Here is a 23,195-nt window from a genome sequence, read left to right on the forward strand (position 1 = left end):
ATGCCCCTCGCAGCTCCGGACCTCGACGCAGCCTTCGAGGCCTGTCGTCTGGAGACGGCCGAGTGGGCGAAGACCTTCTACATCGGCACCCTGCTTCTTCCGCCGGAGAAACGGCGCGCCATCTGGGCGATCTACGTGTGGTGTCGCCGCACGGACGAGCTGATGGACAGCCCTGAAGCCCAGTCCCGTCCCGTGGAGGAACTGGCTGAGCGCCTGGATCGGTGGGAGGAGAGGACCCGCGCCATGTTCAACGGGGAGATCCGGGATGATCTCGATGCCGTGATGTGCGACACCCTCGAGCGCTTTCCTCAGGACATCCAGCCCTATCTGGACATGATCGAGGGGCAGCGGATGGATCTCACCTGGACCCGCTATCCCCGCTTCGAGGACCTCAAGCTCTACTGCTATCGGGTCGCCGGCACCGTCGGGTTGATGACCCAGGGGGTGATGGGCGTAGATGTGGCGTACACCTCGGCCCCCTGGAGCGATCGCCCGGACACTTCCGATGCAGCAGTGGCCCTCGGCATTGCCAACCAGCTCACCAACATCCTGAGGGATGTGGGGGAAGATCGCGGGAGGGGTCGCATCTATCTGCCGCAGGAGGACCTTGACCGTTTCGGTTACACCGAGGACGACCTGATGGCGGGACGCCTCAACAATGCCTGGCGCGAGCTGATGGGCTTTCAGCTGGCCCGCGCCCGTGACTGGTTCGCCCGTTCCGAATCAGGTGTGCGCTGGCTGTCCAGAGATGCCCGCTGGCCCGTCTGGACGTCTCTCAGGCTCTACAGGGGCATCCTGGATGCCATCGAGCGCATCGATTACGACGTGTTCAACAACCGCGCTTACGTGGGCAAGGTCAGCAAACTGCTTGATCTGCCGCGATCGTTCGTGCTGGCTCAGGCCCGCTGAATCGAAGGTCAACAAAAAGGCCCCGGAGTGATTCACCCCGGGGCTGCGAAGACTGTTGTGATCCTGCTTGTCGATCAGACCGCGGTCTTCTGATCAGCCAGCAGATCCTTGAGCTTCGACAGCTCACCGGCCCAGCGGGGATCGGGAGCTGCTTCGCCGGGGGCATCGCTGTGAACCACCTTGTTCACGGCCTTGCGGGCGACCTGGGGCTGGCCGTTGCCGCCGATTCCACCGGAATCGTTACGACGCCTGTTGCCACCGGTATTGCTTTCCCGGCGCTCGGAACGCTCAACCCGAAGAGCGCTGCCACCGAAATCCTTGCCGTTGAGTTGTTCGATCACAGCATCAGCGAGCTTCGGATCGTCGAGGTTCGCGAAGCCGAATCCGCGGCAGCTTCCCGTTTCACGATCCAGCACTGCTTTGAACCGGATCCCCTCCCCCACGCTCTTGAGAAGAGCATCCAGCTCCTGCTCTTCAAAGGTCTGCGGCAGGTTGCCGATGTACAGGCGGATGCTCATGAAGGAAGGTGAGTGCGATCTTTCGGTGTCTGACCGTCATCGTTGACACCTAGAGAGTTAATCACAAAGCACCGCCTTGATGGGACTGCCAGCGGTTGGCCTCTTCCAGAGCGGCGGTCCGCCCGGCGATCCGTCCGAAGGCCCGTTCATGGCGCAGATGCTCGAGAAGCCGTCCCAGCTCTGGGCCGGGAGTGATCCCCAGCTCCTGCTGCAGCACGGTGCCGTCGAGGGGAGCGGCCGGGTGGAAGAGGGGATCGTCCTGGTCGCGCCAGCGTTCGAGCCAAGGGCCGCGCAGCTGATGGGGCAGCTGCAGGATCAGGGCCGGCAGGTCGGCTTCCAGGTCTCGGTGGAGCTGCAGGCGGTTCTGCTCGGACAGGGTCGAGATCTCATCGCTCTGGTCCTTCAGGTGGATGCTCCAGCGCCGCAGGTTCCTGCAGCGCTGCCGCAGCAGGCGGCTGGCCCGCAGCTGCTCCAGGCCCGGATCACCGATCAGCGCTGTCAGCCTTGCCAGGGAGAGAGCGGTCTGACGTTCCACGATCGTCATCTCCGCAGCCGCCTTCGGATCCGGGACCGGTGGCGCTGAGCAGCTGGCATCACTCCAGGGAGCCAGCAGTTTCAGCCTCTGCAGGCAGTCGAGGGCGGCATCGGCGTGGGGTCCGGCGACCAGGCGCTGCAGCTCCGCCAGGATCCGCTCCGGTGCAGCGTCCGCCAGTCGCCCGCGGTGGCAGTGAATCCAGGAGGCCGTGCGGTCCTCCAGGGTCAGGGGGATCTCCGCCATCAACCGCAGACCCCGCAGCAATCGCAGCGGATCATCGATGAGGTTTCGCTCCCGCACAGCTGTCAGCAGACCCGCCTCCAGATCGCGGCAGCCACCGGTGGGATCCAGCAGGTCCCCTGGTGGGTTCAGGGGAAGCGCCATGGCATTGATGCGGTAGTCGCGGCGCTGCAGGTCCTCCGTGAGCGTTGATCCCTCCTGACGGGCGAGATCGATCGTCCATGCCCCCAGCACCAGCCGGGCCATGTCCCGTTCGGCATCCAGCACGACGCAGGTGCCCCCGAGCTCCCGGGCCAGCTCCCGCGTTCGGATCAGAGCATCGCCGGGCACGACGAGATCCAGATCAGGCTGATCCCGCATCCGGCCCAGAAGTGCATCCCGAATGGCACCGCCCACCAGGGCGGTGCCATTCGGCAGGCGATGCGGCTGCAGCGGCCACCGCTGCGGTGCCAGCCGTTTCAGAATGGCGTCCGAGGAGATCCCGGAAGGCATGTGCATCTGCGTGGATTGCCGCTGGGTCGACCGTTGCCAGGCCTATCACGCGGTCGAACGTCAGCACGGTGCGGCGCATCTGACCACGGCGCCGGATTTCGAACCCCGAGGTCCCCGGATTCACGTATCGGTCCTCGACCTCAAGGACGGCGGCAGCGGTGTCGAGTGGGATGTGCGCTCCTGTGAGAGCTTCGATGCGGACCCTGGGCGATGGGTTCGGTTGCGACCCGGTCATGCGGTACCCACATGAGTCGTCCTCTGCTGATGGCGCTGCACAGCTCTTCGGAGACCTTCGGGGTGGCGGTGCAGGACCCCCTGTTGCCGCAGGAAGGGCCACGGGTGGCGGTGTTCGACGACGGTCGTGCCCTCTCCAACACCCTGATCGGCCGGGTGGCTGCGTTGCTGCCGCAGGAGCGATGGTCCGATCTCGAGGGTCTCGCGGTGGCCACCGGTCCGGGCGGCTTCACCGGAACCCGTCTTTCCGTGGTGATGGCCCGCACCCTGGCTCAGCAGCTGAACTGTCGTCTGATCGGCGTGAGCAGCTATGCCCTGATGGCCGCGCGACTGGTGGAGCAACTGCCGCCGGAGCAGCGACGGTCACCGTTCTGGATTCAGCGGGAGCTGCCCCGGCGGGGCTGGGTCGCGGGCTGTTACCAGCGTGTGGACGGCCGCATCGAGGAGATCCGTGCTCCCCATCTGCTGCCCCCTGGGCAGCGGGTGGAACCGGTTCTCGCGGCTGAGGAGGACGTTGCCGCCGACGTGGAGCGTCTGCTCGCACTGCTGGGGCAGGCCCACAGCCTGGGAACGGCTGCACCCTGGCAGCCGGTGCTGCCCCTGTATCCCACCTCCCCTGTGGGGCCGGTCTGATGGCGGGGCTGCGGGCTGGACTTCTGCTCGGTTGCGGCGTGGCCGTCTGGCTGGTCAGCACCGGACCGCTGGCCCCCTTCCGGCGGGCGTTCCTGGATCGCAGCCCACCCCAGCTGGTGATGGTGCTCGGGGGGGATGTGGATCGCGAGCGGGTCGGAGCACGACTCGCCCGCGAACTCGATCTGCCGCTTCTGGTGAGTGGCGGCAGCAATCCGGAATACGCCAGTTGGGTGATGCAGCAGGAGGGGCTTGCGCCGGAGCGGGTTCAGCTCGACTACCGGGCCCGCGACACCCTCGGAAATTTCACCTCCGTTGTGGATGAACTGCAGACCCGCGGCGTGCGACACGTGCTGATGGTCACCAGTGAGGACCATCTGCCGCGCTCCATGGCGATCGGACAGGTTGTCGCCGGCAGCCGCGGCATTCACCTGACCGGTGTCCCGGTCTCATGCCAGCCGGACTGCCTGGAGGAGGGGGCTCTCAAGCGCTTCAGCGACTGGCTGCGGGCGCTTGCCTGGGTTGCCACGGGACGCGATCTCAGGGACGCGGCCCTGCCTGATCCAGCAGTGCGTTGATCCGTCGCTGCAGTTCGGCGGTGGTGGCATCCAGATCAGCCCGGCGACGGCCAGTGGGGGGCGGCACGAGATCTCCGATGCGCAACTGGATCGGCACCAGCCGGGGCCAGGTTCGACCGGTTCCCAAGGCTCGATGGCTGTTCACGATGGCCACAGGCAGCAGCGGCGCCCCACTGCGGGCCGAGAGCAGGGCAGCACCAGCTAGAGGCTGGTTGACCCGCCCATCCGCTTGGCGGGTGCCGTCGAGGAACACCCCGGTGGCCCAGCCCTCCTGCAGACGTGCGGTCGCGGTGCGGATCGCTTCGCGATCACTCGCCCCCCGGCGCACGGGGTAGGCGCCGCAGGCTCGGATCAGCGGGCCGAGCAGAGGCACCTCGAACAGTTCCGCCTTGGCCATGAAGGCCACTGGCCTTCCGAGGGCGTGGCCGAGCAGCGGCGGGTCGAGGTGGGAGCCGTGATTCGCCACCACCACCAGGGGGCCCTGGACTGGAACCCGCTCATTGCCCTCGGTCGACCCACGAAACAGGCCTCGGAACACCGGGAACACCAGCAGATTGCTGACCAGCCTGTAGGTCAGGCTCGGCTTCGGCGCCAGAACGATCGGTGCGGGATTGTCGGAATTCACAGTCCGAGATCACCCGCGCCGGCGATCTGGGAGAGGGTCACCCCATCCATGGAGCGCTTGGCCAACCCGCTGAGCACATTGCCCGGGCCGATCTCCACGACGGTGTCGATGCCTTGATTCCCCATTTCAGTCATCGTTTCCCGCCAGCGAACACCGGTGGTCATCTGCTGCATGAGGCGGGTCTTGAGCAGGTCCCCCTTCCGGGTGGGGATGGGGTCGCTGTTGCTCAGCACCGGGGTGCGGGCATCGCGGAACGGGGTCGCTTCCAGCTCTGCGGCAAATCCTGCAGCGGCCTCAGCCATGAACGGTGTGTGGAACGCCCCGGAGACGGCGAGGGGGATCGCCCGTTTGCAGGTCAGGGCTTCCGTGACTGCCTGCACCGCCTCGGGCTGCCCTGAGAGCACCACCTGGGCACTGCTGTTGTCATTGGCGATGAAGGCCCCTTCCGTGCCGGCCACCAGATCCTCCAGCTGGCCACGGTCAAAGCCGATCACAGCGGTCATCGCTCCACCACCAGCTGCGGCCATCGATTCGGACCGGCGCTTCATCAGCGTCAGGCCTGTTTCGAGATCGAAGACCCCAGCGGCATACAGCGCCACCAGTTCCCCAAGGCTGTGCCCTGCCACCAGAGAGGCTTCCCGGCCCTGACGGATCAGCTCATCCACCAGCAGCGACTCCACGACGAACAGCGCCGGCTGAGTGTTGCGGGTGTCGTTCAGATCGGTTGGACCATCGTTCGATTCCCCCTCCCCTCGGCAGATCGCCAGCAGGTCACGGCCGAGCACCTCAGAGGCCATCGCGAAGCGCTCCTCGGCACCGCGAAGGGTCATCAGCGGGTCCGCCATGCCCAGCTTCTGCGATCCCTGTCCAGGGAAGACCCAGGCAATCGCCATCGTTCGAGTGCAAGACGAGGCGGAGATTAGGCGGGCCCGCTCCAGCGCAGCAGAGCAGCCCCCCAGCTCAGGCCGGCGCCGAAGCCACTGCTGGCGATGCTGTGCCCTGGCTGGATCCGGCCGTCACGCACCGCTTCATCAAGCATCAGTGGAATCGTCGCCGCCGAGGTGTTGCCATAGGACGCCAGGTTGCTCAGCACCCTCTCCGAGGGAATCGCGAAGCGTTCGGCGACCGCGTCGAGGATGCGCTGATTGGCCTGGTGCAGCAAAAGCCAGTCCAGCTGGTCGGCGGCTGTCCCCGTCTGCGCGAGCAGGTTGTCAAGGATCGCAGGCACCTCCCGAACGGCGAACTTGTACACCTCCTGCCCGTTCATCCGGATCGGCTGGAAGCCCCCGCGCTGATGGCTGACCTGCCCCACCAGCGGTGCGCGGTCCTCCACCTGCGGCAGCTGCAGCACCTCTCCACGGCTGCCGTCGGAACGCAGCAGAAAGCCGCCGAGGTCGTCCTGATCGTTGTCACTGCCCTCCAGCACAAGGGCACCGGCGGCATCGCCGAACAGCACGCAGGAGCGGCGGTCGTCCCAGTCCACCCAGCGGCTGAGCTGATCGGCTCCGACCACCAGAATCCGGCGCATCGCTCCCGTGCGCAGGTACTGGGCCGCGGTGATCAGCGCGAACAGGAAACCGCTGCAGGCGGCCGTGAGATCGAAGGCCACGGCCCGCTGCGCTCCGAGCAGCGCCTGCAGGCGAGGGGCAGAGCCGAACAGATCGTCCGGAGTGGAGGTGGCCAGCAGGATCAGATCGAGGCTGTCGGCGTCCCAGCCGGCCATGTCGAGCGCCGCTCGGGCGGCGTCACAGCTCAGCTGAGACAGGGATTCATCAGCTCCCACCACCCGTCGCGCAGCAATGCCCGTGCGGCTTTTGATCCAGCTGTCGCTGGTCTCCACCCGTTGCCCGAGGTCCTCATTGCTGATCGATCGGGCTGGCGCGGCGCTGCCGCAACCCCTCAGCAGCACACCACCTGACCTGTGGGGCAGCTCGACCAAGGCGGTTGATCCCGGAAGTGGCGTCAGTCAATCACAGTCACTTCGCGCTGCCCCCGACCTTCGGCCGAACGCGGCTCTCGAGCTGTGCCAGATCGTCCATCACACCGTGACTCGCAGCGGAATGGGCGAGGCGCAGGGCACTGACCACCGAAAGGGCTTTGCTGCTGCCATGGCCGATCACACAGATGCCGTTGACGCCCAGCAGCAGGGCACCGCCGTGCTCGGCATGGTCAAGACGCTTCTTGATCCGCTTGAGATTGCTGCGCAGAAAGGCGGAGCCCACCTTGCCCCTCCGGCCGCGGGGCAGCTCCGCCCGCAGGACCCCGAGCAGGACGCTTCCGACCGATTCAAGGAACTTGAGCAGCACGTTGCCGGTGAAGCCGTCGCAGACCACCACATCGAAGGCGCCGGAGAGCACATCGCGGCCCTCGCAGTTGCCGGCGAAGTGCAGGCGCGTCTCCGTGCGCAGCAGCTCATGGGTGCGCTGAGCCAGTTCGTTGCCCTTGCACTCCTCCTCCCCGATGTTCAGAAGTCCGATGCGGGGGCGCTCCACCTGCAGCACATCACGGCTGTAGATGTTGCCGAGCAGGGCGAACTGGTGCAGATAGGCAGGCTTGCAGTCCATGTTGGCCCCCACGTCCAGCACCAGCACCGGTTGTCCGGGGTCCTTGGTGGGAAACAGCGCACCGATGGCGGGCCGATCGATCCCCTTGAGCCGCCCCAGCCGGAAGATCGCTGATGCCATCACCGCTCCGGAGTTGCCAGCGGAGTACACCGCCAGCGCCTCTCCGCGCTTCACCAGATCCATCGCCACATTGATGCTGGCGTCGCGCTTGCGACGCACCGCTGTGGCCTCTTCCCCCATCTCGATCGAGGGGCCGCTGGCCACCAGATCCAGATGGCCGGCGCTGACGGCGGCATTCACCTGATCTCCCAGTTGCAGGGCCGCCGCCGCTGCCAGCACCCGGTCGGTTTCACCGATGAAGCGGATGCGCAGGGGGAGGCGTTCGATGGCCTGAAGACAGCCTTCCAGGATCGGCCCCGGAGCGTGGTCTCCCCCCATGCCGTCAACGGCGACCCAGAGCCGGTCGCGGTCTTCGATCTCCGCGGTGTCGTCGCCCCCCTGCAGGCGTCTCAGCGGATCGAACACCAGAGGTTGCAGAACGCTGCTGGCCACCGTTCCGGCGACGTTGCCGGCAGCGCTGGCGGAGCTGGTGGCTCCGTCCACAAGCGTGGTCACGGCGGCATTGCGCCGGTACCAGATCACCAGACGGCGGATTGCCCGCGGCCGGCTGTTCTTACTCCTGGGCCCTTCGGCCGGGGAGGAATCAGGACCCTTCGGAGCCAACGGAGTCGATGATGCGTTGGAACAGATACCCGGTTCCCCGAGCTGTGAGGATCAGCTCGGGATTGGCGGGATCGTCCTCCAGTTTGGAACGCAGCCGGGAGATATGAACATCCACCACCCGGGTGTCCACATGCCGCTCCGGGGTGTATCCCCACACTTCCTTGAGGATCTCGCCGCGGTTGAAGGGTTCGCCGGACCGGCTCACCAGCAGTTCCAGCAGGCTGAACTCCATGCCGGTGAGGCGGATCCGCTCGTCCCCGCGGAACACCTGCCGCTTGTTGGTGTCGATGCGCAGATCAGCCACCTGGATCACGCCCGAGTTGGGAATGCCCGCCACCTGCTCCTTTTCGACCCGGCGCAGCACGCAGCGGATGCGAGCCTCCAGCTCCTTGGGGCTGAATGGCTTCACCACGTAGTCATCGGCTCCCAGCTCAAGGCCGGTGATGCGGTCGGCCACATCACCCAGGGCCGTCAGCATCACGATGGGCACATCCGATTCCTTGCGCAGCTCCTGGCAGACGCCGTAGCCGTCCAGCTTCGGCATCATCACGTCGAGCACCACCAGGTCGGGGATGCAGTTGTGGAACAGTTCGAGAGCTTCGGTGCCGTCACAGGCTGTGACGACGTTGTACCCGATCATCGACAGACGGGTTTCCAGAATCCTGCGGATGGAAGCCTCGTCGTCGACCACGAGGATTGTTTCCTTGGTGGGGGCCGTGGTCGTCATAACGCCAGGGGCGCTTAGTGCTTCTGGACACAGATAAAAGGGCACACCCCCAATCTGTTCACCCAACAGCAACTTTCTTCATAGTTCTCAGTGCCCCGATCCAGCTCGATCTACGTCTGTCAGGCCTGTGGCGCCAAGGCGCGTCAGTTCTTCGGGCGCTGCCCGGAGTGCGGCAGCTGGAACACCCTGGTGGAGCAGAACCAGCCCAGCGGCGATGGCCGCCGCCGCCGTCAGGGTCCCGATCCGAAGCAGGCACCGGCAGCGCGGCGCTCAACCGCCATGGCCAGTCTCGACGACCAGCCTCTGCAACGGCTCGCCACGGGATCTCTCGAATTCGACCGGGTGCTCGGAGGCGGCCTTGTGCCCGGCTCTCTCGTGCTCGTGGGTGGAGATCCCGGCATCGGCAAGAGCACCCTGCTGCTTCAGAGCGCGTCGGCGATGGCCGCCCACAGCTCCGTTCTCTACGTGAGTGCCGAGGAGTCAGCTCAGCAGGTGAAGCTGCGCTGGCAGCGACTGGCCGGTGGTGCCTCCGATCTGCAGCTGCTGGCGGAGACCGATCTGGATCTGGTTCTTCAGGAGCTGGAGGCACTGCAGCCGAAGGTGGCGATCATCGACAGCATCCAGGCTCTGCATGACGCCGATCTCAGCAGTGCTCCGGGCTCGGTGGGTCAGGTGCGTGAGTGCGCCGCGGCACTGCAGCGGCTTGCCAAACGCCAGACCACGGCGCTTCTGCTGGTGGGTCATGTGACCAAGGAGGGGATGCTGGCGGGCCCGAAGGTGCTGGAGCATCTGGTGGATGCCGTGCTCACCTTCGAGGGGGATCGCTTCGCCAGTCATCGGCTGCTGCGTGCGGTGAAGAACCGCTTCGGGGCCACCCATGAACTGGGACTGTTCGAGATGCAGGCTCAGGGACTGGCGGAGGTGGGCAACCCCAGCGAGCTGTTTCTGAGTGATGCCCGCGCGTCAGGCGTGGCGACGATCGTGGCCTGCGAAGGCACCCGCTCTCTGGTGGTCGATCTGCAGGCCCTGGTGAACGTCACCAGCTATGCCAGTCCGCGTCGCACCGCCACAGGCATCGGAACCAACCGCCTCCACCAGATCCTGGCTGTGCTTGAGAAGCACATGGGCCTGCCGCTGTCGCGCTTCGACTGCTACCTGGCCGTGGCGGGCGGCTTGGATGTGGAGGAGCCGGCGGCGGATCTCGGTGTGGCCGCGGCCGTTGTGGCCAGTTTCCGGGATCTGACCCTGCCGGCCGGCACGGTGCTGATCGGGGAACTCGGCCTCGGGGGCCAGCTCAGGCCTGTCGGTCAGCTGGAGCTGCGCCTCCAGGAGGCGGCTCGTCTCGGTTTCCGGCGCGCGGTGGTGCCGAAGGGCAGCGGCCTCGGCGGCCTCGCGGCGGGTCTTGATCTGGCTCTGCTCGAGGCCGAGGGCGTCACCGAAGCGCTGGTGCTGGCTCTGGGTGACGCCGTGCAATCGGATGAGGCGCCGCCTCAGAAATAGACATCCACATTGCTGCGGCCGGTGGATTTCAGCCAGTTCTCGATGTCCAGGTAGCCACCGGGATTCAGGCGCACCGCCTGGGTCCAGACATCAGCCGCTTCATCAAACCAGCGGTCGGCCTCGTCTCTGCGGCCGTCCTCCTCGGCGATGCGGCCGCGCTTCTCGTAGATCAGGCCCATGTTCTTGAGGCAGGACGGCTGCTTCGGGTTCTCACTGAGGGCCTGGCGGTACGTGTCGATCGCCCGTTCCTCCTCACCGTTGGACATGTAGATGATCGCCATGTTCTTGAGGGTCTCTCCCCGGTCGGTGGGGTTCTCCTCCAGCTTCAGGCTCTCCTCGTAGTTCTCGAGAGCCTCGGCGTAATCACCATCGTTCTGAGCCGACAGTCCGTCCCGGTAGTAGACGTAAGCCTCCTTGGACCTGGGGTTGATCGGCAGCAGCTTGACGATCAGGTCCGCCATCACCGTGAAGCTCTTGTCGATGAAGTTGTCGTTGCGGTTGCTGCGGGGCACGGTGCACCAGCGGATGGCGTCCATCCTGACGTCGCCCGTGACGGACTTAGCGTTGACGTAACGATCGACTGACTGTGGGTACAGCACATCAGACCGTCGTTCTCGACGTGGAGGGGATGAAATGCGGTGGATGCGTGCGTTCGGTGGAGCGCACGCTTCTGGATCAGCCTGGAGTGCAGCGGGCGGATGTGAACCTTGTGAGCCGCGCCGCCTGGCTTGACCTGGCGGAGTCTGAGGGCAGTGTCGAGGCGGTGCTTCAGGCTCTGGCCGATCGGGGTTTCCCGGCGAGGGAACGCTCTCTCAACCAGCCTCTTGAAACGCCTGGTTCTGACGACTCTGCAGGTCAGAGCTGGTGGCGTCAGTGGCGGCAGCTGATGGTGGCTCTGCTGCTGCTGCTTCTCTCGGTGCTCGGCCACCTGAGTGAGGCCGGCCGACTCTCGCTGCCGGTGATCGGCAGCCTGCCGTTCCATGCCGCCCTGGCGACGGTTGCCCTGATCGGTCCGGGGCGCCCCATCCTGGTCGGTGGCGTGCTGGCGGCCCGTTCCGGAGCCCCAAGCATGGACACCCTTGTGGGTCTGGGGGTCGGCAGTGCCTATCTGGCCAGCCTCGTGGCTCTGTTCTGGCCGCAGGTGGGCTGGCCCTGCTTCTTCAATGAGCCTGTGATGCTGCTGGGCTTCGTGCTGCTGGGTCGCTTCCTTGAGGAGCGTGCCCGCTACCGCACCGGTCAGGCGTTGAAGCAACTGGCGCAACTTCAGCCTGAAACGGCCCGGCTGCTGCTGGACGATGGCGCCATCCGCGAGGTGCGTGTCGGGGCCTTGCGCCCCGGTGAACGGGTGCAGTTGCTGCCGGGGGACCGGGTGCCTGTCGATGGCGTTGTGATGCAGGGCCACTCGGCAGTGGACGTGTCCAGCCTCACCGGCGAACCGCTGCCGCTGGAGGCGGAACCGGGCACGGAGCTCGCCTCCGGCAGCCTGAATCTCGAGGCACCTCTGGCCATGGAGGTGCAGCGGGTGGGTTCGGAGACGGCTCTTGCCCGGATCATCCAGCTGGTGGAGCAGGCCCAGGCACGACGTGCCCCCATCCAGGGTCTGGCGGACCGGGTCGCCGGTCGTTTTTGCTATTTCGTCATCGGTCTCGCCCTGGCCGCCTTCCTGTTCTGGTGGCTGATCGGTGCCGACCTCTGGCCACAGGTGCTGGAGGCTTCCGCGCCGGGGATGATGGCGCATCCCATGCACCATGCCGGTCTCGGCAGCGGTGCCGAGACTCCGATCGGTCTGGCGCTGCAACTGGCGATCGCCGTGTTGGTGGTGGCCTGCCCCTGTGCTCTCGGACTGGCGACACCGACTGTGATCACGGTGGCCACGGGTCTGGCGGCCCGGCGGGGTTGGCTGTTCCGAGGCGGCGATGTGCTCGAGACGGCAGCTGGCCTGGACCAGGTGGTGTTCGACAAAACCGGCACCCTCACCCTTGGACGCCCCCTGGTGACGGCCATCCGGGCGGACGATCCCGAGCGGCTGCTTCAGCTGGCCGCGAGTCTCGAGCAGACCAGTCGTCATCCGTTGGCCCATGCGCTTCTGCAGGAGGCTCAGCGCCGGGAGATCCCCCTCCTGCCCGTGTCGCAGGTGCGCAATGTCACCGGCGAAGGCCTGATCGGCCGGCTTGAAGCCTGCGGTACGGAGGTGCGGGTCGGCAAACCCGAATGGCTGCAGGGAACGGGACTCTCCTGGGGTGAGGCGTTCACGACCTGGCAGGCCAAGACCGAGGGAACCCTCGTGGCCGTGGCCGAGGCCGACCGACTGCTCGGCCTGGTGCAGATCGAGGATCAGCTGCGTTCCGATGTGCTCACTGCGCTGCAGCAGCTCAGGAAGCAGGGCCTTCAGTTGGCGATGTTCAGCGGGGATCGGGAAGTCGCGGTCCGGCGTCTGGGCCAGCAACTCGGTTTTGCGGAGAGTGAGCTGGGTTGGCAGATGCGTCCGGAGCAGAAGCTGGCGCGACTGGAGCAGCTGGGGCGTCAGCGGCAGGTGGCGATGGTGGGGGATGGCATCAATGACGCGCCGGCCCTGGCGGCTGCGGATCTCGGCATCGCGATCGGCACCGGCACCCAGATCGCTCAGGACACGGCCGATCTGGTGCTGCTCGGAGATCGGCTCGACAATCTGCCGGAAGCACTGCGTCTGGCACGACGCACCCTGGGGAAGGTGCGTCAGAACCTGACCTGGGCCTTCGGATACAACCTGATCGCTCTGCCGATCGCGGCCGGGGCTCTGCTTCCCAGTCACGGCCTGCTGCTCTCCCCTCCGCTGGCGGCGTTGCTGATGGCCCTGAGTTCCGTCACGGTTGTGGTCAACGCTCTGGCGCTGCGTCCGTGATGCGGGGGCGTTTCATCGTCCTCGACGGCCTGGATGGCTGCGGGAAATCAACGCAGATGCAACATCTCTCGCACTGGTTGCCGGCCAGCGGGCTGATGCCACCCGGCGCCCGACTGATCGGCACCCGCGAGCCGGGTGGAACCGAGCTGGGCCGGGCGGTGCGGGAGCTGCTGCTGCAGACCTCCAGGGAGCGGGCTCCGGCTCCGACTGCGGAACTGCTGCTTTATGCGGCCGATCGTGCCCAGCATGTCGAGACTCTGATCCGACCTGCCCTCGAGCGGGGAGACTGGGTGCTCAGCGATCGCTTCAGCGGCTCGACCATGGCCTATCAGGGTTACGGCCGCGGCCTGGATCGCCGGTTGATCGAGCAACTAGAGGCGATCGCCACCACCGGCCTGCAGCCGGATCTCACGCTCTGGTTATCGCTTCCTCTGGCGCAGAGCATCCAACGACGGGAGGGATCCAGGCAGGACCGGATCGAAGCGGAAGGCCAGGCGTTTCTGGGCAGAGTCGCCGATGGATTCGCTGCGGTGGCCCGGCAGCGCGGCTGGAGTGCGGTGGCAGCCGACGGAACGGTGGAGCAGGTCAGCCGTTCCCTGGAACAGCTGTTGCAGGACCGGTTCGGGTGAGCGGGCTGTTCCAGGATCTGCTCGGACAGCCCCTGGCCGTCAACCTGCTCGCGTCAGCCCTGGCTCAGCAGCGGTTGGCGCCGGCGTACCTGTTCGCAGGCCCCGATGGGGTGGGGCGTCGCCTGGCTGCCCTGCGATTCCTGGAGGGGATGCTTTCGGAAACGGGCTCCAGTCCTCGCCAGCGCCGCCGACTGGAGGAGCGCAACCATCCCGATCTTCTCTGGGTGGAGCCCACCTTCCAGCACCAGGGACGTCTGCTCACCCGGGCGGAGGCTGAGGAGGCAGGAATCGGCCGCCGGACACCGCCGCAGTTGCGTCTGGAGCAGATCCGTGGAGTCAGCCGCTTTCTGGCTCGTCAGCCGGTGGAGGCCCGCCGGGGCATGGTGGTGATCGAAACGGCGGAGGCCATGGCCGAATCCGCCGCCAACGCCCTGCTCAAGACGCTGGAGGAACCTGGCCACGGCCTGATGATCCTCTTGTCGGCAAGTCCGGAGCGGCTGCTGAGCACCATCCGCTCACGCTGTCAGCTGATCCGGTTTCTGCGCCTCGATTCGGAGGCATTGGATCAGGTTCTCCTGCGCTGTGATGCCGTGGCGGATGATCCGCCGGAAATTACGGCGATGGCGGCAGGGTCTCCCGGAGCCCTGCTTGAGCATCGGCGGCACTGGCAAGCGCTTCCGGACGAGCTGCGACAACGGTTGCAGAACCCGCCCGATCAAGCCATGGATGCCTTGGCCCTGGCGAGGGATCTCTCAGAAGCTCTGGATGGTGAACAGCAGCTCTGGCTGATCAACTGGTGGCAGCAGCGTCTCTGGCGCGACGGCCGTGGTGCCGAGTCACTCGAGCGACTGGAGCGACTGCGGCGGCAGCTGCTGTCGTTCGTTCAGCCACGGCTCGCATGGGAGGTGGCCCTGCTGGATCTCGTCCAGCGGGGACCACAGCCTCCGGGCTGACTCAGGCGCTGGCCCGATCGCTTTCCTTCTTGCGATCCTCGCGAGCCATCGAAATCACATCCTGGAGCCCATCCAGCTGGCCACCGGTGGGAAGCTCCAGGCAATACCCGGCCCCATAAACGGTTTTGATGAACCGGGGCTTGCGGGGGTCGGGCTCGAGCTTGGTGCGCAGATGACGCACGTGCACGCGGATGGTTTCGATGTCGTCATCCGGCTCGTAGCCCCAGACCTCCTTGAGGATCAGGGAGGGAGCAACGGTCTGACCATGCCGCTGAAGCAGGCAGTGGAGCAGTTCGAATTCGAGGTGGGTGAGACGCACCGGGCTGTCGAACCAGATCGCTTCGAAGCGCTCGGGCACCAGGGTCAGGGGGCCGTAGCTGAGAATTTCGTGGTGGTTGCCGGAGCCCACCGGTGCTCTGTCGCTGCGGCGAAGCAGCGCTTTGACGCGTGCTTGCAGTTCTTCGAGGTCGAACGGCTTGGTCAGGTAGTCGTCAGCACCCGAGTTGAAACCGCTGACCTTGTCCTTGGTGCCGCCCAGGGCGGTGAGCATCAGGATCGGGATGCCGGCGGTTCGATCGTCCCGACGCAATCTCTGGCAGAGCGTCAGACCGTCCACCTTGGGGAGCATCAGATCCAGAAGGATCAGATCCGGGGTGTACTGAAGGGCAAGGGCCTGGCCCTTGATGCCATCGTCGGCCCGCTGCACATCAAAGCCGCTGTGTTCCAGATGGCCGCTGACCAGATCACGCATGTCGCGGTCGTCTTCGATCAGCAGGATGCAGGGCTTCATCGATTCGGCGGCGGCGGACGGAGGAATTGGTCGAGCGTGGGTCGTCTGGATCAACGCTGCGCCGATTCTCTCAAGGTTTTGAGGTGTGTGCAGATTTTGAGCTTTGGTGGAAGATCGCGATGAAATCCTGAAACTCTTCGCCTCTACTGGCTTTCCAGGGCTATACGGCGCATTTTTCGGTTCCGGTCTATTCAGGAAGTCTTCCGGTTCGGGCAACCCCGCGTCACGAAATTTCTCTGATTGTCAATAAAAAAGCCACAGCAGATGCTGTGGCTTCAAAGCTCCCCGGGCGGGATTCGAACCTGCGACCAATCGATTAACAGTCGACCGCTCTACCGCTGAGCTACCGAGGAATGGCTCCAGAAGAACTTACCTGCCAGACCTCCCGCCCTGCAACCGTCTGCGCAGCTCCTGGCCGGATGTCCAGGGACCGATCCGCCCTGCGTCCATGCGGGCTGCCGCATCGCAATGATCCAGCTCCTCGAGGCGGTGGGTGATCCACAGAGCCGTCAGGGGTTCGGGGCTGGATCGGCACAGATGCTCAACAGTGGTCAGCACCGTGCGCTGGCTTTCGGGGTCGAGAAGTGCCGTCGGTTCGTCCAGCAACAGCAGTCCGGCATCGCTGGCAAGGGCTCCGGCGATGGCCAGGCGCTGCTTCTGTCCGCCGCTGAGGGTGTGAATCGGGCGTGTCTCCAGTTCGCTCAGCCCCATCAGGCGAAGCAGGGAGGCCGCCCGTCGACGCTGATCGGAGACGGACGCCCCGGTCCGCATTCCCAGCAGCAGATCACTGCCGCAGCTGGGCAGCAGCAATTGATGATCCGGGTTCTGAAACACGAGGGCGGCGTGTCGACGTCGCATGATCCGACCGTCCTGCGGCTGCTGCAGCCCGGCGATCAGTCGGAACAATGTGCTCTTGCCGCTGCCGTTGCTGCCCACCAGCATCCACAGTCCCGGTCCGGGGATCGTGAGATTGCAGCTGTCAAGGGCGAGTTGTCCTCCTGGCCAGCGGTAGCTGACCTGATCGAGGACGAGTTCAGCGGTCGCCGGGTCAGGAATCAACGGAAAATCCCGGCCGTTTGCTGCCTCCGGTGGCCGACGCCTTCTCATAAAGCTGAACGGCGAGAACCTCACTGATCAGCACGGTCACTTTCTTCCCTTCCACTTTCTCGCAGGTGAGCTCCATCAAGCGGGGCTGACCCTGCTCAAGGGCCTGACGCACCTGCTGGTAGAGGGCTTCCGCATCGGCTTGTTCCTTGCGCTGCACCGAGACGGGGACGGGGCTCATGCGAAGAGCCAATTCAACGAGATACACGGGATTCGGGCAGGACGGACCGCCATCTTTGCGGACCAATGGCGCCTTGTGCTGCAACGGATTGGGTAGATCTACTCATCATTCGCGCTCTGGTTCGGAGAGCCGCCCCATTTCAGGAATCAGCCCCTAGGCTCGCTTTGTAACGCTCCATGAAGCAGATCTCATGACGATCGCTGTAGGACGCGCGCCTCAGCGGGGATGGTTTGACATCCTCGATGACTGGCTCAAGCGCGACCGCTTCGTTTTTGTCGGCTGGTCCGGCATTCTCCTCTTCCCAACGGCCTACATGGCCATCGGTGGCTGGCTGACAGGCACCACCTTCGTCACCTCCTGGTACACCCACGGCATCGCCTCCTCGTACCTGGAAGGCTGCAACTTCCTCACCGCAGCTGTCTCCACCCCCGCTGATGCGATGGGTCACAGCCTGCTGCTGCTCTGGGGCCCTGAGGCTCAGGGCGACTTCGTTCGCTGGTGTCAGCTCGGCGGCCTCTGGGCCTTCGTGGCCCTGCACGGTGCCTTCGCGCTGATCGGCTTCATGCTGCGTCAGTTCGAGATCGCCCGTCTGGTGGGCATCCGCCCCTACAACGCCATCGCCTTCTCCGGTCCGATCGCGGTGTTCGTCAGTGTCTTCCTGATGTACCCCCTCGGCCAGAGCAGCTGGTTCTTCGCGCCAAGCTTCGGCGTGGCGGCGATCTTCCGCTTCCTCCTCTTCCTTCAGGGCTTCCACAACTGGACCCTGAATCCTTTCCACATGATGGGCGTGGCCGGCATCCTCGGCGGCGCACTGCTGTGCGCCATCCATGGCGCCACCGTGGAAAACACCCTGTTTGAGGACGGCGAGCAGGCCAACACCTTCAAGGCGTTCGAGCCCACTCAGGAAGAAGAGACCTATTCCATGGTCACGGCCAACCGCTTCTGGAGTCAGATCTTCGGGATCGCCTTCTCCAACAAGCGCTGGCTGCACTTCTTCATGCTGTTCGTGCCTGTGATGGGCCTGTGGACCAGCTCCATCGGCATCATCGGCCTCGCCCTCAACCTGCGCGCCTACGACTTCGTGTCGCAGGAGATCCGCGCTGCAGAAGATCCCGAATTCGAGACCTTCTACACCAAGAACATCCTTCTGAATGAAGGTCTGCGTGCCTGGATGGCACCGGCTGACCAGCCGCACGAAAACTTCGTCTTCCCTGAAGAGGTTCTGCCCCGCGGCAACGCTCTCTGATTCGGTCAGGGTTGAAATCAAATCAAGTCAAAGGCGCCGCAAGGCGCCTTTTTTTGTGGGTGTGTCGTGCGTGCTGCCGCTGTGGAACTGGCTGCGCAAGCCGACTCGGAAGGTAAAAGAATGGTTAAATCTGGCTTAACGATTGATTAGGCCCTCTGCTTGGCAGTTTCCTTCTCTCGAGCGTCTGTTCGCCAGGCAGCGTCGAACTCAGCGGTGCCGTCGTCGCTCAGGGTGGAGGTCCTGTCTCGTGGGGCTGACGTTTTCGGTGGGCTGATCGGTGCGGTCTTGACCGTTCTTGGCCTTGTCAGCGCGGTTCAAGTTGTTCTTGGGCAGTCGTCGTTCTCTGGGCCGCAGTCCATGCAGGGATTGCTGGGGGTGGTTCTGTTGATGTCGGCGCTCCGGCGAGGCCTGTCGTCGTGGTTGCGCGATTTCAATCTTGATCCAAGTCGCTTCAGGAAGGTGTTCATGCTTCCGCTGGTGATGGCGCCTTGTTTGTTTGCCTATCGGGTGATTGTGCTGGATACAAAAAAAGAATTCCAGTCTTATCTCCGTACGATTTCTGAAGGAAGTGTTGTTGAGTGGGCTGGTTTTCTTCTGTTGATCGCATCGGCGTTCCTTGTGTGGAGAACGGCTTTGGCATGGGAACGCTCAACTGCGAAATGGGTCCTCTCGTCGCTGGCGGCAGGGTTGTTCTTGGTTGGAATGGAAGAGATGAGTTGGGGGCAGATGATCTTTAACTGGCAAACGCCGAAGCTCATGAGTGACGTCAATGTTCAGGGTGAAAGCAGCATCCATAATCTTTGGTTCATTCACCACCACACATGGTCGATCGCGGCTGTTGTGATGTCAGTGCTCTTCTGCCTTGCGATCATTGGGGCATGGGGGCGTCATTCCGGCTGGGTGCGTTCCCGCTCGCTGGCTGACATCCTGCTTCCTGTCTGGTGCACGGCCAGTTATTTCCTGATGGCTGCGATCATTTACTGGTGTGTTGTTGCTGCCAAGGCTGGGGTCGATTTCGAGTTTTTTCATACCCGTGAGCAGGAGCTGGGGGAATTGCTGTTCTATTCCGGGATCTTTGTTCATTCGGTGTATCTCTATCTCAAGCCCGGTGGTGTGAAGCCTTCTCGGGGCGTGATGCAAAGCCTGAGTTCCGAAGGCCAACGCTGACACGACCAGCCCTCCAGCAAAGCCTTATCAAGCAACTGTTGCTGAGCGGCGGTCGAAGAGCCCCAGCCTGGGTCGTTCGGGTTCAGCAGGATGATGTCAAATGTGGCTTCAGAATCAGCGATTCCCGCTTTGTTCTTGGGAAATGCCACCCGTTCGCGCTGGCTGAGGTGGGGCACGATGTAACTGGTGGTCAACACCTCGGCTGAAGCAGGAATCCTGTTGATGGCGGCGTCGACGTCGGAAAGCATGGCCAGCCGGTTCAGATAAGGACCTGTGAAGAACCAGGGCTTGGCCAGGGCCAGCCAGCAGAGCACGACCCAGCCCAGGAGGAAGGCGCGTTGGCGTCGGCCGACCTGAGGTGCGTGCGGCTGCCGGCTCACCGTGGCATCGATGGCCGCGACCACAGCCACCACCGCCAGCGGAAGGCTGTAGTGGTGCAGCAGGGTGCGATAGCTCGCAGACGCTGACAGCAGGTTGACCAGCACCAGGGGCATGCCGATCAGCAGCGTCGGCAGCGATCGCCGTCGCCAGAGCCAGATGCAGGGCAGGCAGAGCAGGAGCAGGTACTGGCTTCCTCCGCTCCAGTCGAGGCTCTGGAGAATCTGGAGGGGGCTGCCGCTGAGGTGGCTGAACATCCGGCCGGCGGCTTTGGGCCCTTCTCCATCGCGCAGCCATGGGTACAGCCAACGGCTCAACATCAACAACCAGGCGAGAGACAGGGCCGCTGCAGCACCGGCCCAGCGCCAGCGCCGGCGCCAGGCCAGGTCCAGGGCCATGCCACCGCTGATCAGCACGAGCCCATCACGGGCCCCGAGCATCAGCAGCAGCAGTGCCAGCCACAGGCGTGGCCGTTCTGCCCGTTCGGCCCAGAGCGCCATGGCGAAGGCGGGCATCACCCAGGTCTCCGGGTGGAAATCGAACAGGTTGGCGTTGAACACCACCGGTTGCAGCCACCAGAGGCCACAGATCAACCAGCAGCGCCGTTCCGGGAGGCCCGCCTGTCGGGCAAGCCACCAGATGGGCAGTGCCGTCAGGCTGAGCGCTAGGGCCTGACTGGCCAGCAACCACTGCACCGATGGCAGCAGGCGGTAGGCGCCACCGGCGATGTAGAGCATCCAGGCACCGTGGTCCGCCAGCACATGCACCTGCTCCATCGAGGAGATCGGCGGCAGTCCCCGGCTGATCAGCCAGGCCCACTGATCAAACAGACCCAGGTCATAGGCATTGCTTTGCAGGAGGCCATGGCGAGCCGCAGCGCTGAGCCAGAACAGCAATCCCACGCCAGTCGCCATCATCACGAGGCGGGATGGAACCCTTCTGCTGGATCCCGGGCCGGCTTCAGGGACTGGCGCTGATGGCATCAAGGGGGATCAAATAGGTCTGGCTGACGTCATCCACCCAGGCTTCCTGGCTGCCGGCAGCCAGGTTTCGCAGGGCACGCTGTCGGCCCTCCGACATCGGCCGGTACATTTTCTCCCAGCGGAAACTGCCCGCCAGGTGGCTGGCTCCCTGCTCCCGCCAGCTCTGAAGGCGTTCCGGATTCAGTTGTTTGCTGGAGATCAGCCAGCCCTGTCGTCTGGCCAGATTCAGCAGTGTTGGATCGGTGCTGGTGACGCTCACGATGCGGCTGCCCTCGGGCAGTTCCTGACGGATCCTCATGGCCAGTGGCATCCAATCCTGAACCTGGCGTTGTTCCAGGGCCCAGTAATCAAAGGACAGAACCGCCAGGCTGATGGCGAGCCAGAGGCTGATCAAGGCGGATGATTGCCAGCGTCGGCATCGCTGCTGCCACTGGTGCCAGCCCAGTCCCATCAAGGGGCAGGCGAACAGCAGCAGTGGCAACTGGTAGTACTCGTGAACACTGCTGGAGCGCATCGTGGCCAGGGTGCAGAGCAGAACCCCCAGCAGTCCGCTGATCGCCGTGCGTCCGTCTGGGCTGCGCCAGCTCAGCCAGATGCCGCTGAACAGGAAGGGCACCCCGGCGATGGCCAGCAACCGCAGCGCCACGCGCAGGCTCAGGTTGAACCAGTTGCCTGGATCCAGCAGCAGGCTGAGGCTGCTGCGATCGCTGCCGCCACCCCAGAACCCGAAGCTGAAGCCGCTGGTCAGGCCAAGTTGGTAAGCATGGGCGTACCAGGTCGCGATGGCAGCGAGGCTGGCGCCGACGTACAACCAGAAGCCGGGTGAGCGCAGCAGGCCCTTGGTGCGTCGCAGGATGTTCGTCTGTGTGGCTGCCTCAAGCTGCGGCTCGACATTCAGCTGCACCATCAGCAGCGGCAGTCCGAGCCACAGCAGTGGGATCACCTTGATCAATCCTGCGCATGTGAAGCACAGCCAGCTCAGCAGCAATGCCCAGACGGGCCCCTGGCGCCGCCAGTGGCTGTGAGCCTCGAGGCAGCCCGCGCCGCAGAGCAACAGCAGGGCCTCGGCCTGAAAGGTGCGTCCGTAATAGACCCCGAGCGGGGCGATGGCGAAGAACAACCCACCCCACCAGCCCGCCCGGGCGCCGAACCAGCGCCGTCCCAGTCGGATCACGAGCCAGATGGTCAGAGCGCTGCAGAGCAGCGAAAGCCCGCGACCCAGCCATTCCTGAACTCCGAACAGCTGATAGAGACGACTCACCAAGAATGGAAACAGCGGGAATTCCGATTCCACATAGCCCTCAGCGGCGCCGGCCCAGTCGATCTGGGGCAGCCAGATCGGTGTGTCTGACAGGGCGAAGTGGCGGGCCATGGCCGCTGTATCGGCCTGGCGCCAGCTGTGGACGCCGACAATCGGCATCCACAACTGAATCAGCCGCAGCAGCACACCGACCGTGATGGGCAGCCAGATCACGGCGTGTTCCAGACGAAGCGGGAGGACGCCGCGTAATTCCAGACGTAAACCACCACGATTCCCGCGAGCTGTGCCCAGATGGCGTGCTCATTCACCAGCGTGTAGAAGCTGGTGGCCAAACCGACGTTGGCCAGGGCGGGCAGCGAGGCGACCAGCAGGAACTTGAGCAGGCCGCGCAGCAGCCGGGTTCCCCTCTGGCGACGGTCCCGGAAGGTGAGGGCGTTGTTGATCAGGTAGTTCGAGCTGGCGGCGGTGATCACGGCGATCGGGAGTGCCTGCTGAAAGCTGAGTCCCGGCAGGCTCATCAGCAGAGCGGTGGTGATCAGCTGGACCAGCACACCGCTGGCGCCCACCAGTCCGAAGCTGATGGCGCGGCGCGGCAGCAACCGGAGGCTGGCCGTGTGCAGCAGGGACACCAGAAAATCCCAGAGGATGGCGCTGTCCAGTTTTGAGCTGCCGTGGCGTCGGGGCTGGAAGATCAGCGGGATCTCCCCGACCTTCAACCGCCCTCGGCTGATGGCCAGCAGTTCGTAGAGGAACTTGAACCCGTTCACATCCACCTGGCGCACCAGCGGCAGGCAGCGGCTGAGATTCAGGGCCATGAAGCCGCTCATGTAATCGGTCAGATGGCGGTAGCTGGCGGGCAGGCTTCGGCGCGCGAGGGCGTTGGCCAGGCTCGAGCCGTCGGTGCGTCGATCGCTGAGGCCGCGGATCTCCGACTGATCAAGAAAGCGACTGCCGGCCACCAGATCGAGATGCTGCTGGTCGAGCATCCGCAAGGCATCCAGCACTGAGGCGGGCTCGTGCTGACCATCGCTGTCCATCACGATCGCCCGCGGGTGAATCGCATCGATCAGGCCCTCTTTGATGGCGCTTGCCAGCCCTGAACGCCCCAGTCGATGGATGATGCGGATGCGTGGATCCCGCAGGGCCATGGCCCGGACCGTTTCCGTGGTGCCGTCGCTGGAGTCGTCATCCACGACCAGAATCTCCAGGGGCTCCTGTTCACTGAGCGTCAGCAGTGAACCGATCACCGAGGCGATCGAGTCTCCTTCGTTGAAGGTGGGCAGAACGATCGAGAGTCCGGCGGGCGACGTGGTCTCGACGGTCTGCTGCGTGGACGACACAACCCGC

General features: G+C 64.8%; 24 protein-coding genes and 1 tRNA gene. 10 read left to right on the forward strand and 15 right to left on the reverse strand.

Annotated elements, in window-relative coordinates:
- Entirely contained in the window at window positions 1-909 is a 909-nt protein-coding gene (locus ACJ0G7_RS08455) for a phytoene synthase (RefSeq protein ID WP_043693222.1), read from the forward strand.
- A gap of 74 nt (window positions 910-983) precedes the next feature.
- Here the strand turns inward: ACJ0G7_RS08455 and ACJ0G7_RS08460 are convergent, their stop codons facing one another.
- Both ACJ0G7_RS08460 and ACJ0G7_RS08465 read right to left on the reverse strand, forming a co-directional pair.
- A complete protein-coding gene (locus ACJ0G7_RS08460; RefSeq protein WP_043693219.1) occupies window positions 984-1,427 on the reverse strand; it encodes an RNA-binding protein in 444 nt (147 codons plus the stop codon).
- Window positions 1,428-1,488: 61 nt separating this feature from the next.
- Window positions 1,489-2,700 (reverse strand): CCA tRNA nucleotidyltransferase, encoded by a 1,212-nt coding sequence (locus tag ACJ0G7_RS08465; RefSeq protein ID WP_407395721.1) that lies wholly within the window; start codon window positions 2,698-2,700, stop codon window positions 1,489-1,491.
- Between ACJ0G7_RS08465 and ACJ0G7_RS08470 the strand changes: the two genes are divergently transcribed.
- The 3 genes from ACJ0G7_RS08470 to ACJ0G7_RS08480 are packed head-to-tail and all read left to right on the forward strand — an operon-like array spanning window position 2,693 to window position 4,136.
- Entirely contained in the window at window positions 2,693-2,944 is a 252-nt protein-coding gene (locus tag ACJ0G7_RS08470) for a Ycf34 family protein (protein ID WP_043693213.1), read from the forward strand. The two genes, ACJ0G7_RS08465 and ACJ0G7_RS08470, sit on opposite strands and share 8 nt — an antisense overlap.
- Window positions 2,941-3,561 (forward strand): tRNA (adenosine(37)-N6)-threonylcarbamoyltransferase complex dimerization subunit type 1 TsaB, encoded by a 621-nt coding sequence (gene tsaB, locus ACJ0G7_RS08475; RefSeq protein WP_407395723.1) that lies wholly within the window; start codon window positions 2,941-2,943, stop codon window positions 3,559-3,561. The genes ACJ0G7_RS08470 and tsaB overlap by 4 nt, the downstream gene beginning before the upstream one ends.
- On the forward strand, window positions 3,561-4,136 hold the full coding sequence (locus tag ACJ0G7_RS08480; protein ID WP_043693208.1) for a YdcF family protein: 576 nt from the start codon (window positions 3,561-3,563) through the stop codon (window positions 4,134-4,136). The genes tsaB and ACJ0G7_RS08480 overlap by 1 nt, the downstream gene beginning before the upstream one ends.
- Here the strand turns inward: ACJ0G7_RS08480 and ACJ0G7_RS08485 are convergent.
- The 5 genes from ACJ0G7_RS08485 to rpaB are packed head-to-tail and all read right to left on the reverse strand — an operon-like array spanning window position 4,099 to window position 8,775.
- Window positions 4,099-4,761, reverse strand: a complete 663-nt coding sequence (locus tag ACJ0G7_RS08485; protein ID WP_407395725.1) for a lysophospholipid acyltransferase family protein — start codon at window positions 4,759-4,761, stop codon at window positions 4,099-4,101. The two genes, ACJ0G7_RS08480 and ACJ0G7_RS08485, sit on opposite strands and share 38 nt — an antisense overlap.
- Window positions 4,758-5,654, reverse strand: a complete 897-nt coding sequence (gene fabD / locus ACJ0G7_RS08490) for an ACP S-malonyltransferase (protein WP_407395727.1) — start codon at window positions 5,652-5,654, stop codon at window positions 4,758-4,760. The genes ACJ0G7_RS08485 and fabD overlap by 4 nt, the downstream gene beginning before the upstream one ends.
- Before the next feature lie 26 nt (window positions 5,655-5,680).
- The gene (locus ACJ0G7_RS08495) at window positions 5,681-6,700 is read right to left on the reverse strand and encodes a beta-ketoacyl-ACP synthase III (protein WP_255475501.1); all 1,020 of its coding nucleotides are present in this window, start codon (window positions 6,698-6,700) and stop codon (window positions 5,681-5,683) included.
- Between the two features lie 37 nt (window positions 6,701-6,737).
- A complete protein-coding gene (gene plsX / locus ACJ0G7_RS08500) occupies window positions 6,738-8,048 on the reverse strand; it encodes a phosphate acyltransferase PlsX (protein ID WP_407395729.1) in 1,311 nt (436 codons plus the stop codon).
- Window positions 8,029-8,775 carry a response regulator transcription factor RpaB gene (gene rpaB / locus ACJ0G7_RS08505; protein ID WP_043693196.1) on the reverse strand — a complete coding sequence of 249 codons (747 nt, stop codon included), beginning with the start codon at window positions 8,773-8,775 and terminating at the stop codon, window positions 8,029-8,031. Before rpaB ends, plsX begins: the two co-directional genes overlap by 20 nt.
- A gap of 90 nt (window positions 8,776-8,865) precedes the next feature.
- Here rpaB and radA point away from each other — a divergent pair, with 90 nt between their 5' ends.
- The gene (gene radA / locus ACJ0G7_RS08510) at window positions 8,866-10,275 is read left to right on the forward strand and encodes a DNA repair protein RadA (RefSeq protein ID WP_043693193.1); all 1,410 of its coding nucleotides are present in this window, start codon (window positions 8,866-8,868) and stop codon (window positions 10,273-10,275) included.
- On the opposite strand, the gene ACJ0G7_RS08515 is transcribed toward radA, so the two are convergent.
- Window positions 10,266-10,811 (reverse strand): photosystem I assembly protein Ycf3, encoded by a 546-nt coding sequence (locus ACJ0G7_RS08515; protein WP_370594000.1) that lies wholly within the window; start codon window positions 10,809-10,811, stop codon window positions 10,266-10,268. The genes radA and ACJ0G7_RS08515 overlap by 10 nt on opposite strands.
- A 92-nt stretch (window positions 10,812-10,903) precedes the next feature.
- Between ACJ0G7_RS08515 and ACJ0G7_RS08520 the strand changes: the two genes are divergently transcribed.
- From ACJ0G7_RS08520 to ACJ0G7_RS08530, 3 genes are read left to right on the forward strand one after another with little or no spacing between them, the layout of a single operon-like run.
- Window positions 10,904-13,156, forward strand: coding sequence for a heavy metal translocating P-type ATPase (locus ACJ0G7_RS08520; protein WP_407395886.1), 2,253 nt, complete (start codon window positions 10,904-10,906; stop codon window positions 13,154-13,156).
- Window positions 13,156-13,785: a dTMP kinase gene (gene tmk, locus ACJ0G7_RS08525; protein WP_407395733.1), complete on the forward strand. Its 630-nt coding sequence runs from the start codon at window positions 13,156-13,158 to the stop codon at window positions 13,783-13,785. The genes ACJ0G7_RS08520 and tmk overlap by 1 nt, the downstream gene beginning before the upstream one ends.
- Window positions 13,782-14,738: a DNA polymerase III subunit delta' gene (locus ACJ0G7_RS08530; protein ID WP_407395735.1), complete on the forward strand. Its 957-nt coding sequence runs from the start codon at window positions 13,782-13,784 to the stop codon at window positions 14,736-14,738. The genes tmk and ACJ0G7_RS08530 overlap by 4 nt, the downstream gene beginning before the upstream one ends.
- A gap of 1 nt (window position 14,739) precedes the next feature.
- Here ACJ0G7_RS08530 and ACJ0G7_RS08535 read toward each other — a convergent pair whose 3' ends face one another.
- From ACJ0G7_RS08535 to ACJ0G7_RS08550, 4 genes are all read right to left on the reverse strand, one after another.
- The gene (locus tag ACJ0G7_RS08535) at window positions 14,740-15,528 is read right to left on the reverse strand and encodes a response regulator transcription factor (protein WP_043693183.1); all 789 of its coding nucleotides are present in this window, start codon (window positions 15,526-15,528) and stop codon (window positions 14,740-14,742) included.
- A gap of 281 nt (window positions 15,529-15,809) precedes the next feature.
- A tRNA-Asn gene (locus tag ACJ0G7_RS08540) sits at window positions 15,810-15,881 on the reverse strand.
- A 16-nt stretch (window positions 15,882-15,897) separates the two neighbouring features.
- Entirely contained in the window at window positions 15,898-16,587 is a 690-nt protein-coding gene (locus ACJ0G7_RS08545) for an ABC transporter ATP-binding protein (RefSeq protein WP_043693180.1), read from the reverse strand.
- Complete coding sequence (locus ACJ0G7_RS08550) at window positions 16,577-16,840, reverse strand: hypothetical protein (protein WP_043697040.1); 264 nt, start codon at window positions 16,838-16,840, stop codon at window positions 16,577-16,579. Before ACJ0G7_RS08550 ends, ACJ0G7_RS08545 begins: the two co-directional genes overlap by 11 nt.
- A 163-nt stretch (window positions 16,841-17,003) precedes the next feature.
- On the opposite strand from ACJ0G7_RS08550, the gene psbD reads away from it, so the two are divergent.
- Window positions 17,004-18,059, forward strand: a complete 1,056-nt coding sequence (gene psbD, locus ACJ0G7_RS08555) for a photosystem II D2 protein (photosystem q(a) protein) (RefSeq protein WP_043692195.1) — start codon at window positions 17,004-17,006, stop codon at window positions 18,057-18,059.
- Between the two features lie 285 nt (window positions 18,060-18,344).
- Entirely contained in the window at window positions 18,345-19,226 is an 882-nt protein-coding gene (locus ACJ0G7_RS08560) for a hypothetical protein (protein WP_407395738.1), read from the forward strand.
- Here ACJ0G7_RS08560 and ACJ0G7_RS08565 read toward each other — a convergent pair.
- The 3 genes from ACJ0G7_RS08565 to ACJ0G7_RS08575 are packed head-to-tail and all read right to left on the reverse strand — an operon-like array spanning window position 19,154 to window position 23,188.
- Window positions 19,154-20,518: a DUF2079 domain-containing protein gene (locus tag ACJ0G7_RS08565; RefSeq protein WP_407395740.1), complete on the reverse strand. Its 1,365-nt coding sequence runs from the start codon at window positions 20,516-20,518 to the stop codon at window positions 19,154-19,156. The genes ACJ0G7_RS08560 and ACJ0G7_RS08565 overlap by 73 nt on opposite strands.
- A gap of 46 nt (window positions 20,519-20,564) precedes the next feature.
- Window positions 20,565-22,061: an ArnT family glycosyltransferase gene (locus ACJ0G7_RS08570; RefSeq protein ID WP_407395742.1), complete on the reverse strand. Its 1,497-nt coding sequence runs from the start codon at window positions 22,059-22,061 to the stop codon at window positions 20,565-20,567.
- Window positions 22,058-23,188, reverse strand: a complete 1,131-nt coding sequence (locus ACJ0G7_RS08575; protein WP_043693174.1) for a glycosyltransferase — start codon at window positions 23,186-23,188, stop codon at window positions 22,058-22,060. Before ACJ0G7_RS08575 ends, ACJ0G7_RS08570 begins: the two co-directional genes overlap by 4 nt.
- Between the last annotated feature and the right edge of the window lie 7 nt (window positions 23,189-23,195).

This window comes from Parasynechococcus sp. (assembly GCF_045559935.1).
Classification (GTDB): domain Bacteria; phylum Cyanobacteriota; class Cyanobacteriia; order PCC-6307; family Cyanobiaceae; genus Parasynechococcus.

Bases quoted from the DNA above. Each gene is read 5' to 3' on its own strand.
- ACJ0G7_RS08535 (WP_043693183.1), bottom strand. From the start codon at position 15,528: ATGAAGCCCTGCATCCTGCTGATCGAAGACGACCGCGACATGCGTGAT.
- rpaB (WP_043693196.1), bottom strand. From the start codon at position 8,775: ATGACGACCACGGCCCCCACCAAGGAAACAATCCTCGTGGTCGACGAC.
- ACJ0G7_RS08470 (WP_043693213.1), top strand. From the start codon at position 2,693: ATGTGCATCTGCGTGGATTGCCGCTGGGTCGACCGTTGCCAGGCCTAT.
- ACJ0G7_RS08520 (WP_407395886.1), top strand. From the start codon at position 10,904: ATGAAATGCGGTGGATGCGTGCGTTCGGTGGAGCGCACGCTTCTGGAT.
- ACJ0G7_RS08480 (WP_043693208.1), top strand. From the start codon at position 3,561: ATGGCGGGGCTGCGGGCTGGACTTCTGCTCGGTTGCGGCGTGGCCGTC.
- ACJ0G7_RS08465 (WP_407395721.1), bottom strand. From the start codon at position 2,700: ATGCACATGCCTTCCGGGATCTCCTCGGACGCCATTCTGAAACGGCTG.
- ACJ0G7_RS08565 (WP_407395740.1), bottom strand. From the start codon at position 20,518: ATGGCGACTGGCGTGGGATTGCTGTTCTGGCTCAGCGCTGCGGCTCGC.
- ACJ0G7_RS08455 (WP_043693222.1), top strand. From the start codon at position 1: ATGCCCCTCGCAGCTCCGGACCTCGACGCAGCCTTCGAGGCCTGTCGT.
- ACJ0G7_RS08460 (WP_043693219.1), bottom strand. From the start codon at position 1,427: ATGAGCATCCGCCTGTACATCGGCAACCTGCCGCAGACCTTTGAAGAG.
- tmk (WP_407395733.1), top strand. From the start codon at position 13,156: ATGCGGGGGCGTTTCATCGTCCTCGACGGCCTGGATGGCTGCGGGAAA.
- fabD (WP_407395727.1), bottom strand. From the start codon at position 5,654: ATGGCGATTGCCTGGGTCTTCCCTGGACAGGGATCGCAGAAGCTGGGC.
- psbD (WP_043692195.1), top strand. From the start codon at position 17,004: ATGACGATCGCTGTAGGACGCGCGCCTCAGCGGGGATGGTTTGACATC.
- tsaB (WP_407395723.1), top strand. From the start codon at position 2,941: ATGAGTCGTCCTCTGCTGATGGCGCTGCACAGCTCTTCGGAGACCTTC.
- ACJ0G7_RS08515 (WP_370594000.1), bottom strand. From the start codon at position 10,811: ATGGACGCCATCCGCTGGTGCACCGTGCCCCGCAGCAACCGCAACGAC.